The 12,288-nt window shown below is 66.1% G+C and carries 9 protein-coding genes and 3 pseudogenes; 10 read left to right on the top strand and 2 right to left on the bottom strand.

Annotation, left to right across the window (positions count from 1 at the left end; genetic code table 11):
- Nucleotides 1-9: 9 nt before the first annotated feature.
- Nucleotides 10-318 carry a transposase gene (locus J4G43_RS43070; protein WP_097670033.1) on the bottom strand — a complete coding sequence of 103 codons (309 nt, stop codon included), beginning with the start codon at nt 316-318 and terminating at the stop codon, nt 10-12.
- A 503-nt stretch (nt 319-821) separates the two neighbouring features.
- Here J4G43_RS43070 and J4G43_RS43065 point away from each other — a divergent pair.
- A complete protein-coding gene (locus J4G43_RS43065) occupies nt 822-1,637 on the top strand; it encodes a YopT-type cysteine protease domain-containing protein (RefSeq protein ID WP_028153672.1) in 816 nt (271 codons plus the stop codon).
- A gap of 605 nt (nt 1,638-2,242) precedes the next feature.
- On the opposite strand, the pseudogene J4G43_RS43060 reads toward J4G43_RS43065, so the two are convergent.
- Nucleotides 2,243-2,412, bottom strand: a pseudogene (locus tag J4G43_RS43060) (IS5/IS1182 family transposase); the annotation flags it as partial.
- 403 nt (nt 2,413-2,815) lie between these two features.
- On the opposite strand from J4G43_RS43060, the gene J4G43_RS55765 reads away from it, so the two are divergent.
- The 9 genes and pseudogenes from J4G43_RS55765 (at nt 2,816) to J4G43_RS43015 (ending at nt 12,193) form a co-directional block, all read left to right on the top strand.
- A complete protein-coding gene (locus J4G43_RS55765; protein WP_321576299.1) occupies nt 2,816-3,202 on the top strand; it encodes a cytochrome P450 in 387 nt (128 codons plus the stop codon).
- Nucleotides 3,203-3,218: 16 nt separating this feature from the next.
- Nucleotides 3,219-4,423: pseudogene (locus tag J4G43_RS43050) on the top strand (cytochrome P450).
- A gap of 85 nt (nt 4,424-4,508) precedes the next feature.
- On the top strand, nt 4,509-5,798 hold the full coding sequence (locus J4G43_RS43045) for a cytochrome P450 (protein ID WP_028181174.1): 1,290 nt from the start codon (nt 4,509-4,511) through the stop codon (nt 5,796-5,798).
- A gap of 1 nt (nt 5,799) precedes the next feature.
- Nucleotides 5,800-6,087 (top strand): annotated as a pseudogene (locus tag J4G43_RS43040) (ferredoxin); the annotation flags it as partial.
- A 27-nt stretch (nt 6,088-6,114) separates the two neighbouring features.
- Nucleotides 6,115-6,939 (top strand): SDR family oxidoreductase, encoded by an 825-nt coding sequence (locus J4G43_RS43035; protein ID WP_028181173.1) that lies wholly within the window; start codon nt 6,115-6,117, stop codon nt 6,937-6,939.
- A gap of 5 nt (nt 6,940-6,944) precedes the next feature.
- Nucleotides 6,945-8,282: a cytochrome P450 gene (locus J4G43_RS43030; RefSeq protein WP_028181172.1), complete on the top strand. Its 1,338-nt coding sequence runs from the start codon at nt 6,945-6,947 to the stop codon at nt 8,280-8,282.
- Between the two features lie 154 nt (nt 8,283-8,436).
- Nucleotides 8,437-9,435: a polyprenyl synthetase family protein gene (locus J4G43_RS43025; protein WP_208089563.1), complete on the top strand. Its 999-nt coding sequence runs from the start codon at nt 8,437-8,439 to the stop codon at nt 9,433-9,435.
- A 308-nt stretch (nt 9,436-9,743) separates the two neighbouring features.
- Complete coding sequence (locus J4G43_RS43020) at nt 9,744-11,294, top strand: hypothetical protein (RefSeq protein ID WP_028181170.1); 1,551 nt, start codon at nt 9,744-9,746, stop codon at nt 11,292-11,294.
- Nucleotides 11,291-12,193 carry a terpene synthase family protein gene (locus J4G43_RS43015; RefSeq protein ID WP_028181169.1) on the top strand — a complete coding sequence of 301 codons (903 nt, stop codon included), beginning with the start codon at nt 11,291-11,293 and terminating at the stop codon, nt 12,191-12,193. Before J4G43_RS43020 ends, J4G43_RS43015 begins: the two co-directional genes overlap by 4 nt.
- Nucleotides 12,194-12,288: the final 95 nt, after the last annotated feature.

Genomic DNA, 12,288 nt, shown 5'->3' with positions numbered 1-12,288 from the left:
AAGCCGCGATCATGTCGTCGCCCTCACGGCCCGCAGCACATCGCGCAGCCAGGCCGGATCGACCCCCGCCGCTGCGCGAACTACCGCATCGCCAATCTCGATGCTGATCGTTATCCCGTTCCGCGTTGCCGCTTCCACGCACATCCCAGCGGGGCGAAGCTCCGACACCACCGGAACGAAGAGCGGTGCATCCTCCGCCGGCAAGCTCAGCAGACCGGCACGCGCGGCCTTGCGCCAAGCAAACAGGTGTTGCGGTGAGAGGTCGTGCCGGCGCGCCACCTCGGACACAACTGTGCCCGGCGCATATGACTCCGCCACGATCCGCCCCTTGACCACGGCGCTCCACCGCCGCCGACGCCCCGCTCCGACCTGGATATCCACCCGGCCCCGTGGCTCTGAAGCGTCAACTATATGGTCAACCATATATGCGAACCTTACTGTATATGACGGCTCGCATGTTGCCGATCAGCTCACGCCAAACAAGGTGTGGGAGACACACCGCTTACGCAGCAACACCGAACCGCTCGAGACAATCCGCGAGCATCCTGTCATTGCTCTCGATTTCGGGTTCGTGGGCGCTCGATGCCGCGCGAGCATCGCAGCGATAGCCTGTCGGTGGCGTTCCGGAATCTGAGGATCTGACACAGCACTACGCCGAGGCGTATCCGACGTTGTCAGAAGTCCGACAAAGGAACGCTTTCTTAGCTGTACAACTGCTGTCCGTCAGCTCGCCATCAGCTTGTCCGGGTATCCTCGCCGCAGGGCCTGAGCAGCCCGAATTGATGCGAAGAGACTAGGGTAGCACAGAGAGGTGAATCGTCATGTATGATCGAATCGGTGGCTCATCTACACGCACTAGCCAAACTGACGAACCGAGCCAGTCGGTGGATAGCGGCAGCTTTACAGAAACACTTGCAGATCTCGCGCCCCAGTGGAGCTCACGATCGGGGGAGTTGCCTGACAAGATGGGGGCCTGCTGCAGCAAGCCACATACCTTGGATGCAAACGTTCAAACCTCTAGCGCCTCCGAACCCAGTACATCCTCTCCAGAGAGTCCGGCCACCTCCTTGTTCGAATACAGAACGGCCGACCTGCGTGATGCGAATGTGGACGGCATCTGCGTCGGGCTGACTGCGGAGTGGTTCCGCAATCTTAGCAACAGCCCATCAACCCGAATGAGTGCGCTTACACCCGGATCGCAAACGCACGCCTCAGCGGCTGAACGGCAGCAGCAATATCAAGGTCTTAAGGATCAGTTACGAAGCAGGGGAGCAGGATCTTCTCAGGCCGACCTTCAGGCACAAAATACCATTTTGGAGGAAGCAGGCTTGGAACCGGCTGGAGAAGAGAAGAGATTCGCATTCGGCAAGTCTTCGAACGTCAAGTCCATGGTGAACGAAATCAACGAAGACGGATCGAACCATTTACTCAGCTTGTATTTCGCTGAAGGCGGCGCCCACACAGTGGCGACGTCGGCCTCGAATGGAACGACCACGCTTTTCGACCCTAACTATGGAGAATTTACTGTTCGATCAGATCCTGACCAGATGGCTTCATTGTTACAAAGCCTCGCCAATCGTTACAGGAATCCCAACGGGCAGCATTTGTCGACAATCACGACGCAAAGGATGCAGTGAGTTGGGCCTTCAGGCCGCGGTGATTGACGCCTTCTGTGAAGGCGCGGATGCGTCGGCCGGCGCTTGCGTTCGGTCGCGGCGGGGGCAAATCTGCAGCGGATAGGCGGCTGCGTGCCGGCTTGCGATTGTGCCGGCATCGAAAGCGGGGGGGCGGCACCCCGCTATCCATGACGGTCGGCACAAATTGCAATTCTGTTTCGCAATGGCCGCCTGCGGTTTGCTCAACTGACGTCGCCAAGAAACAATTGCTGCGGCGACAATCCATGCCGTCCGCTATCGAACCACGCGCTTGATCCAGACCGACTGTGCGCAGAATATGACTTTCCACGACATCAACTTTCGTTTGAAGCACGCAAAGCCGGCGCATCGATATTGGTCCAGCTGTGACTCTTACAAGCAGCTTCATCCTGAAAAGCCAAAGTCTTGATTGACAAGGCACCTTATCTTCGAACGGTGAAAGCGTCGGAGTTTTCCAAATTGCCAGGGTGCTCCCTGCAGGACCTGAGGGGCGCGACTCCAGCGATTGCGCCGCTGCGGGCGGCGCCACAGAATGCACCCCGGCGCTGGTCGCTAATCTAATGCGCCCTACGCTAAAGGCCAGAACCGAGAGGCATCTCCGTAGCTACTTTTGGAAGCGTTTGGTTCAGGAATTGCGTCGCTCCCATGCGAGCCTTATCGTGCCGAACGGATGCTCGACTGTCTCGCGATGCTGGCGCATCGCCTCTGTGTTTGCATCAAGGCGCTGCTGCACGGCCTCGAGCAGACGCTCATGCTTGCGTGCTTCCAGAGTGCCGATCTTGTCCTTCAACTTCGCTGCCGGCACCCCCTCAAGGATAGCTTGAATCGCCTTATCTAGCTCGCGCTCAGTCCACTCCCGGCATCGTGACGCTGCGACCGCGCCCCGTCCCCGAGCTTCCGCATCTAGGTAACCAGAGCCACGAAGGCGGCGAGGTCTTGCCCTCCGGACAGGCTGACGCGATCGCGTTCGATGACCCCGGCGGCATCGGAGTGGTTTCCGGCGAACCACACCTGCTGCAGCCAATCCAGATGCTTGAAATTTCGCGCAAGGGCTGCCCCGCACATTCAGCGCGAGAGCAGGCCTTTGTCGGGCACTTGCTGCGCCCGTTGTCGGCATTGAGACTGAATGCCAGAAACCTGACACTACGCGCAGCTATGTAGTGCCTGCTGAGCCTGCGAATTCACTTCGGCACGCGATTTGCTCTGTTTACGGTGTGGGACTGGTCCGGAGGCTATATTGGCGGACACATCGGGGGCACGGTCGAACCTCCTTCACCAATCCGTACGGTCAGTCGATCTATGGCGATGCCGACAGGTTCGATGTCACCCGGCGGCGCAACCCGCACCTGTCGTTCGGCCAGGGGCCGCATTTCTGCCTGGGCGCAGCGCTGGCGCGTCTGGAATTGGGCTGCGCCTTCCCCGCGCTGTTCGTGCGGCTGGAGCATCTGGCGCTGACCATCGCCGCGGAGGACGTCGTCTACATGCCGTCTTACGTCATTCGCTGCCCGCAGCGCCTGCCGGTCACCTTCCGCCCTTCCATCGCTTAGAGAGTGAAGTGCCACCATGTCCGAACAACAACCCTTGCCGACGCTGCCGATGTGGCGCGTCGATCACATCGAGCCCTCGCCCGAGATGTTGGCGCTACGCGCCAGCGGTCCGATCCACCGCGTGCGCTTCCCCTCCGGGCACGAAGGCTGGTGGGTGACAGGCTATGACGAGGCCAAGGCGGTGCTGTCCGACGCGGCGTTCCGGCCCGCGGGAATGCCGCCGGCGGCATTCACCCCGGATTCGGTGATTCTCGGTTCGCCGGGGTGGCTGGTCTCGCACGAGGGGCGCGAGCATGCCCGGCTACGCGCGATCGTGGCGCCGGCCTTCAGTAACCGCAGGGTGAAGCTGCTCGTGCCGCAGGTCGAAGCGATCGCCGCGCACTTGTTCGAGACGCTGGCGGCCCAGCCCCAGCCCGCCGACCTGCGGCGCCACCTCTCCTTTCCGCTTCCGGCCATGGTCATCAGCGCGCTGATGGGCGTGCTCTACGAGGATCACGCCTTTTTCGCCGGGCTGTCCGATGAGGTGATGACGCACCAGCATGAAAGCGGCCCGCGCCAGCGCGTCCCGCCTGGCCTGGGAAGAACTGCGCGCCTACATTCGCGGCAAGATGCGCGACAAGCGCCAGGATCCGGACGACAACCTGCTGGCGGATCTGCTCGCTGCGGTCGACCAGGGCAAGGCGAGCGAGGAAGAGGCGGTTGGCCTGGCGGCGGGCATGCTGGTGGCGGGGCACGAGAGCACCGTCGCACAGATCGAATTCGGCCTTCTGGCCATGTTCCGCCATCCGCAACAGCGCGAACGCCTGGTCGGCGATCCGTCCCTGATCGACAAGGCGGTAGAGGAAATCCTGCGCATGTACCCGCCGGGCGCGGGCTGGGATGGCATCATGCGCTATCCGAGGACCGACGTGACCATCGCGGGCGTGCATATTTCCGCGGAGAGCAAGGTGCTGGTCGGCCTGCCGGCGACGTCGTTCGATACGCGCCATTGTCGACCCGGAAATCTTCGACATCGGACGCGACGGAGAGCCGCACTTGGCGTTCTCTTCCGGGCCGCACTGATGCATCGGCGCGGCGCTGGCCAGGCTGGAACTCAAGGTGGTGTTCGGTTCGATCTTCCAGCGCTTTCCCGCGCTGCGCCTGGCCGTGTCGCCCGAAGAATTGAAGTTGCGCAAGGAGATCATCACTGGTGGGTTCGAGGAGTTCCCGGTGCGCTGGTGATGCGCCGCGGATCGCGATCTTCTCCGCAACTGCCGGCGCGCCTGGCGCGCGCCCGTCAGATCAGCCAGCCAACCAACAGGTAACCATCGACGTGCAAGAAACCACTGCAGCATGCCGGGACGCCTTCGCCGAACTGGCGTCGCCAGCGTGCATCCACGACCCGTATCCGTTCATGCGATGGTTGCGCGAGCACGATCCGGTGCATCGCGCGGCGTCGGGCCTCTTTCTGTTGAGCCGCCACGCCGACATCTACTGGGCGTTCAAGGCCACGGGCGATGCGTTTCGGGGGCCGGCGCCCGGCGAACTGGCGCGCTATTTCTCGCGTGCGGCGACCAGCCCGTCGCTCAATCTGCTGGCGTCCACGCTAGCGATGAAGGACCCACCGACGCATACGCGTCTGCGCCGGCTGATCTCGCGCGATTTCACCATGGGCCAGATCGACAACCTGCGGCCGAGCATCGCGCGCATCGTCGCAGCGCGCCTGGACGGCATAACGCCCGCGCTGGAGCGCGGGGAGGCGGTGGACCTGCATCGGGAATTCGCGCTGGCCTTGCCCATGCTGGTTTTCGCCGAACTGTTCGGCATGCCCCAAGACGACATGTTCGGGCTCGCTGCCGGCATCGGCGCCATTCTGGAAGGCCTGGGCCCGCACGCCAGCGATCCCCAGCTCGCCGCGGCGGACCGGGCCAGCGCCAAGGTGCAGGCCTACTTCGGCGACCTCATACAGCGCAAGCGCACCGATCCCCGCCGCGACATCGTGTCGATGCTGGTCGGCGCACATGACGACGATGCCGACACGCTGTCGGATGCGGAGTTGATCAGCATGCTGTGGGGCATGCTGCTGGGCGGCTTCGTCACCACTGCTGCGAGCATCGACCATGCCGTCCTGGCGATGCTGGCGTATCCCGAACAGCGGCACTGGCTGCAGGCAGACGCCGCGGGGCTGAGGGCATTCGTCGAAGAAGTCCTGCGCTGCGACGCGCCCGCCATGTTCAGCTCCATCCCGCGTATCGCCCAGCGCGACATCGAACTGGGCGGCGTGGTGATCCCGAAGGACGCGGACGTGCGCGTGCTGATTGCGGCCGGCAATCGCGACCCGGACGCCTTCGCCAATCCCGACCGCTTCAATCCCGCGCGGTTCTACGGCACCAGTCCTGGCATGTCGACCGACGGCAAGATCATGCTGAGCTTCGGCCACGGCATCCACTTCTGCCTCGGTGCGCAACTGGCCCGGGTGCAGTTGGCCGAGAGCCTGCCGCGGATCCAGGCGCGCTTCCCCACGCTGGCATTGGCCGAGCAGCCGACCCGGGAACCCTCCGCCTTCCTTAGGACGTTCCGCGCGCTGCCGGTACGGCTGCACGCGCAGGGGGGCTGAGATGCGCATCGTGGTCGACCAGGATCTGTGCGGGACCACCGGGCAGTGCGTGCTGACACTGCCGGGCACCTTTCGCCAGCGCGAACCGGACGGCGTGGCCGAAGTGGGCGTGGCGACGGTCCCCCAGGCGCTGCACGCCGCCGTGCGGCTCGCGGCCAGCCAGTGCCCGGTCGCCGCCATTCGGGTCATTGAAAGCGATGCTGGCGATGACGAGCGCGCCAGCGCCGACCCTGCGCCTTCTCCGGCGGAGGCCGAGCGGCATGCCGCGAAAGACCAACGCAATCCAGGACGACACGATGGACGGTTCGAAGGCAAGGTGGCCGTGGTGACCGGCGCCGGCGCCGGCATCGGCAAGGCATGCGCCCTCGCCATCGCGCGCGAGGGCGGCAGGGTAGTGGTGGCCGACATTGACGGCTCGGCGGCCATCGCCTGCACCGCGCAGATCGCGACCGAAGCGGGCCGTGCGCTGGCCCTGGCCACGGACATTGCCGATGCACAGGCGGTGGCGGCGCTGTTCGAGACGGCGGAGCGGCACTTTGGTGGGGTCGACCTGCTGGTGAACAACGCGAGCGCCATGCATTTGACGCCGCGCGACAGCGCGATCCTTGACCTGGACCTGGCGGTCTGGGATCAGACCATGGCGGTCAATCTGCGTGGCACGCTGCTCTGCTGCCGGCAGGCCGTCCCGCGGATGATCGCCCGCGGCGGTGGCGCGATCGTCACCGTGTCGTCGTGCCAGGGGCTCAGTGGTGACACCGCACTGACGTCCTACGCCGCGTCGAAGGCGGCGATGAACATGCTGTCGGCCTCACTCGCCACCCAGTATGGTCATGCGCAGATCCGCTGCAACGCGGTTGCGCCGGGTCTCATCATGACCGAGCGTCTCCTCGCCAAGCTGGACGAATGCATGCAACGGCATCTGCGCCGCCACCAGCTCCTGCCGCGCGTCGGCCGCCCCGAGGACGTGGCCGCGCTGGTGGCGTTCCTGCTCTCCGACGATGCTGCGTTCATCACCGGCCAGGTCGTGTGCATCGACGGCGGCATGCTGGCGCATGTGCCGACATACGCCGACGGTGGCAACAGCCGCGCCGCGCGGCCGGCCGGCGACACCGCCGAAGCGGCCGCAGCGCCATGCGGCTGACGGACATGCTGCTCAACCCGCTAGACCGTCGACACCGAATGCGGCACGACATCCCGGTCGTGCCCGGCGCTTTCCCGCTGGTCGGGCATCTTCCCGCCATCGCCAGAGGCCTGCCGCACCTGCTGCGCCGCGCGGAACGGACGCTGGGTAGCTACTTCTGGCTGGATTTTGGCCCTGCCGGTCACCTGATGACCTGCATGGATCTGGATGCGTTCGCACTGCTCCGGCACAAGGACGTGTCCTCGGCGCTGATCGAAGAGATCGCGCCCGAATTGTTCGGCGGAACGTTGGTCGCACAGGACGGCGGGGCGCACCGGCAGGCGCGCGATGCGATCAAGGCGGCGTTCCTGCCCAAGGCGCTGACCCAGGCCGGCATCGGCGATCTGTTCGCGCCCATCATCCGGGCGCGCGTGCAGGCGTGGCGCGACCGCGGCGACGTAACCATCCTGCGCGAAACCGGCGATCTGATGCTCAAGCTCATCTTCAGCCTCATGGGAATCCCCGCGCACGACCTGCCGGAATGGCATCGCAAGTACCGGCAATTGCTGCAGCTGATCGTCGCGCCCCCGGTCGACCTGCCAGGATTGCCCTTGCGGCGCGGCCGCGCCGCCCGCGACTGGATCGACGCGCAGTTGCGCCAGTTCGTCCGCGACGCGCGTGCGCATGCCGCGCGCACCGGGTTGATCAACGACATGGTGAGCGCCTTCGATAGCAGCCACGATGCGCCCTCCGATGACGTCCTGATCGCTAATATCCGCTTGCTGCTGCTTGGCGGCCACGACACCACTGCCTCGACGATGGCATGGATGGTAATCGAGCTGGCGCGGCAGCCTGTCCTGTGGGAAGCCCTGGTCGAGGAGGCGCAACGCGTGGGCGCGGTGCCGACTCGGCACGCGGAGCTGGCGCAGTGTCCGGTCGCCGAGGCGCTGTTCCGCGAGACGCTGCGCTTGCATCCTCCGACCACGGTCCTGCCGCGTCGCGCGCTGCAGGAATTGCAACTCGGTCAACGGCGCATTCCCGCGGGCACCGATCTGTGCATCCCGCTGCTGCATTTCTCGACCTCAGCTCTGCTGCACGAGGCGCCTGATCAGTTCCGCCTGGCGCGGTGGCTGCAACGCACGGAGCCGATCCTGCCGGTGGACATGCTGCAGTTCGGTACGGGCCCACACGTCTGCATCGGCTACCATCTGGTATGGCTGGAACTGGTGCAGTTCGGCATCGCCTTGGCGCTGACCATGCACAAGGCCGGGGCGCGGCCGCGGTTGCTGGGCGGCGTCGAAAAAGGCCAGCGCTATTACCCGACCGCACATCCGTCCATGACAATCCGCATCGGATTCTCATGAGCTGGCATCGCATGCCCGTGTGGCGAAGCAGCGGCGCCGGCGAGGCGCGGCATTGCTGCACTCGGCGCGCGCGCTCGGTGCGACGCCGGCAACACCGCGGCGGCTCGCCGCTCGCCGTGGCCGTCTCCTGTCAGGTAACAAGGACATGAACAACATGCAAACCGGTTCCACGCCACACGACGACCGAACTGGCGTGTCCCCGCTTAGCGGATTGGGCGCGCAGGCGCGTGGCGCATCCAGCAAGCTACTACCGGAGACCTGGATGCAGGACGGCGCAAAGCGGGTCGAACAGGTTCTGGCGCGTCATCTCTGCGCCGAAAACGACGGTGAGACCGAGCTGATGGCGGCGATGCGCTACGCCACCTTGCATGGCGGGAAGCGCACGCGCGCCTTGCTCTGTCTGGCCGCCGGCGCACTCGTCGACACGCCGGCGCACATGCTCGACGACGTCGGCGCCGCCATCGAGATGATGCACGCCTGTACCCTGGTCCACGACGACCTGCCCGCGATGGACGACGACGTGCTTCGCCGCGGCCTTCCGACCGTGCACGTCAAGTTCGGCGAAGCCACTGCGATCCTGGTCGGCGATGCCCTGCAGGCGCACGCCTTCCTGATCCTGGCGAGCCTGAATGCGCCGGGCGACAACCGTATCGCGCTCGTGCGCGAACTGGCGCAGGCGGTGTCCGCCGAGGGTGCCGCAGGCGGGCAGGCCATGGATCTGTCGCTGGTTGGAAAGCACGTCGAGCTGGACAGGATCGTGGCGATGCACCGGATGAAGTGCGGAGCGCTAGTGCGCGCGTCCGTTCGCATGGGCGCGCTATGCGCCATCGCGGAGGATGCCGCGCACGCTGCGCTGTACTGTGCGCTGGATGGCTACAGCGCCAGTTTTGGCCTTGCGTTGCAGGTGATCGACGACATTCTCGACGGGACAGCGGATACCGCGACGCTGGGCAAGACCCCCGGCAAGGACGCAGCAGCGCAGAAGCCGACCTGCGCGTTGATCATGGGGCTGCCGGCAGCGCGCCAGTTCGCGGCGGATCTTTTGCGCGACGCCGGGGAGGCCATCGCCCCGCTGGGGCCGCGTGCGGAACGGTTGGCGCAGATCCTGGAACGGGCCAACGCGTATCTGTTCGAGCACACGCCATGCGCATGAGCGAGCCCGTCCGCATGGAGTCGCCCCTGAGCCGTTGCGATCGGCCGGCGGCAGCGGTGCATGCTGCTCTGCGTCAGAGTCCGCGGCGATGATCGCAGCCGTTGCCCGGCATTACCGCGGCGCACGCGGCGTGCTGGCGCGCAAGCCTGTGCGACGGCCGGCGCCTGCATCGGGGGCACCTCGCCGCGCCGGAGCAGGGCGGCCGTCCGACGCTGCCCATGCGCTGTCCGCGACGGGCGTGCGGCCACGTGCGCGGCGTCTGCCTGATCCTGGTTCTCGTCAAACCGTCTGCAGAAGGAACATCCCGCGTGAACGCGCTGTCCGAACAGATCCTTTCCGAATTGCGCCACCTGCTGAGCGAGATGAGCGATGGCGGCAGCGTCGGTCCGTCCGTCTACGACACGGCGCGAGCTCTCCAGTTTCACGGCAACGTCGACGGTCGGCAGGACGCATACGGGTGGCTTATCGCGCAGCAACAGGCCGATGGCGGATGGGGAAGCGCGGACTTCCCGCTGTTCCGCCATGCGCCCACATGGGCGGCGTTCCTGGCATTGCAGCGTGCCGATCCTCTTCCCGGCGCTGCTGATGCAGTCCAGGCTGCAATCCGCTTCCTCCAACGCCAGCCCGATCCCTACGCGCATGCGGTGCCGGACGACGCGCCGATCGGCGCGGAGCTGATCCTGCCGCGGTTTTGCGGCGACGCCGCATCCTTGCTGGGCGGCGTGGCGTTTCCGCGCCACCCGGCGCTGTTGCCGTTGCGGCAAGCGTGCCTGGTCAAGCTGGGGGCGGCGGCGACGTTGCCGAGCGGCCATCCGTTGCTGCACTCCTGGGAAGCCTGGGGGACGTCTCCCACCGCCGTATGCCCGGATGACGACGGCAGCATCGGCATCAGTCCGGCGGCGACCGCCGCCTGGCGTGCGCGCGCCGTGACACAGGGGAGCATGCCGCAGGTCGGGCGCGCCGACGCGTATCTGCAGGCGGCATCGCGGGCGACGCGCAGCGGCATCGAAGGTGTCGTTCCCAACGTCTGGCCGATCAATGTGTTCGAGCCATGCTGGTCGCTGTACACCCTGCATCTGGCTGGGCTGTTCGCGCATCCCGCGCTCGCCGAGGCGGTGCGCGTGATCGTCGCGCAGCTCGACTCCCGCTTGGGCGTGCGCGGTCTGGGCCCGGCCTTGCACTTCGCGGCCGATGCGGACGACACCGCAGTTGCGTTGTGCGTCCTGCGCCTTGCAGGCCGCGACCCGGCGGTCGATGCGTTGCGCCATTTCGAAATCGGCGAGCTGTTCGTCACCTTCCCCGGTGAGCGCAATGCCTCGGTGTCGACCAACATCCATGCCCTGCATGCCTTGCGACTGTCGGGAAAGCCCGCCGCCGGCACCCGCGCCTATGTCGAGGCCAATCGCAACCCGCATGGTCTGTGGAACAACGAAAAATGGCACGTTTCGTGGCTGTATCCCACCGCGCATGCGGTCGCTGCGCTGGCGCAAGGCAAGCCCCAGTGGCGCGATGAGCGCGCGCTGGCGGCGCTGCTGCAGGCGCAGCGCGACGACGGCGGCTGGGGCGCGGGTCGCGGGTCCACGTTCGAGGAAACCGCCTATGCGCTGTTTGCGTTGCACGTGATGGATGGGAGCGAAGAGGCGACAGGGCGCCGGCGCATCGCGCAGGTGGTGGCGCGTGCGCTGGAGTGGATGCTCGCCCGCCATGCGGCGCATGGATTGCCGCAGACGCCGCTGTGGATCGGCAAGGAACTGTATTGCCCCACTCGGGTCGTGCGCGTGGCCGAACTCGCCGGGTTGTGGCTGGCGCTTCGTTGGGGGCGGCGCGTCCTGGCCGAGGGGGCAGGAGCGGCGCCATGATCCAGACTGAACGCGCGCTCCAGCAGGTGCTGGAGTGGGGACGTTCCCTGACCGGGTTCGCCCACGAGCATGCCGTGGAAGCGGTTAGGGGCGGCCAGTACATCCTGCAGCGCATCCACCCGAGCCTGCGCGGCACCAGCGCCCGCACCGGTCGCGATCGGCAGGACGAAACGCTGATCGTGGCGTTCTATCGCGAACTGGCGCTGCTGTTCTGGCTCGACGATTGCAACGACCTTGGCCTGATCGCGCCGGAGCAGCTCGCCGCGGTGGAGCAAGCGCTGGGGCAGGGCGTGCCGTGCGCTCTCCCCGGATTCGAGGGTTGCGCTGTGCTGCGCGCTTCGCTGGCCACGCTCGCTTACGATCGTCGCGACTATGCTCAGCTTCTCGACGATACCCGGTGCTACTGCGCGGCGCTGCGCGCCGGACACGCGCAGGCGGTAGCGGCGGAACGCTGGTCCTACGCTGAGTACCTGCACAACGGCATCGATTCGATCGCCTACACGAACGTGTTCTGTTGCCTGTCCTTGCTGTGGGGGCTGGATATGGCGACCTTGCGCGCGCGTCCGGCGTTTCGCCAGGTCCTGCGGCTCATCTCCGCGATAGGGCGTCTGCAGAACGATCTGCATGGATGCGGCAAGGACAGGTCGGCCGGCGAGGCCGACAACGCGGTGATCTTGTTGCTGCAGCGCTATCCGGCTATGCCTGTGGTGGAGTTCCTCAACGACGAGCTGGCCGGCCATACGCGCATGCTGCACCGGGTGATGGCGGAAGAACGCTTTCCCGCGCCGTGGGGACCATTGATCGAGGCCATGGCTGCCATTCGCACGCAGTACTACCAGACCTCGCCCGGCCGCTACCGCAGCGACGCTGCGGGGGGAGGCCAGCGTGCGCCGGCCTGAACGCGCGGGAGGCGGCGGCGTGCGCGCACCGGCCGGCGATGTCCCGCTGGGACGGTGGTTGTGGCGACCTCGGTCAATCGGCTGGTGGCGGGCTC

Origin of the sequence: Bradyrhizobium barranii subsp. barranii (assembly GCF_017565645.3) — a bacterium.
Taxonomy (GTDB): domain Bacteria; phylum Pseudomonadota; class Alphaproteobacteria; order Rhizobiales; family Xanthobacteraceae; genus Bradyrhizobium; species Bradyrhizobium barranii.
This window is presented reverse-complemented; position numbering and strand designations above follow the sequence as displayed.

What these genes read in the sequence shown, in the direction of transcription:
- J4G43_RS43025 (WP_208089563.1), top strand. Translation starts at nt 8,437, where the DNA reads ATGCAAACCGGTTCCACGCCACACGACGACCGAACTGGCGTGTCCCCG.
- J4G43_RS43030 (WP_028181172.1), top strand. Translation starts at nt 6,945, where the DNA reads ATGCTGCTCAACCCGCTAGACCGTCGACACCGAATGCGGCACGACATC.
- J4G43_RS43015 (WP_028181169.1), top strand. Translation starts at nt 11,291, where the DNA reads ATGATCCAGACTGAACGCGCGCTCCAGCAGGTGCTGGAGTGGGGACGT.
- J4G43_RS43065 (WP_028153672.1), top strand. Translation starts at nt 822, where the DNA reads ATGTATGATCGAATCGGTGGCTCATCTACACGCACTAGCCAAACTGAC.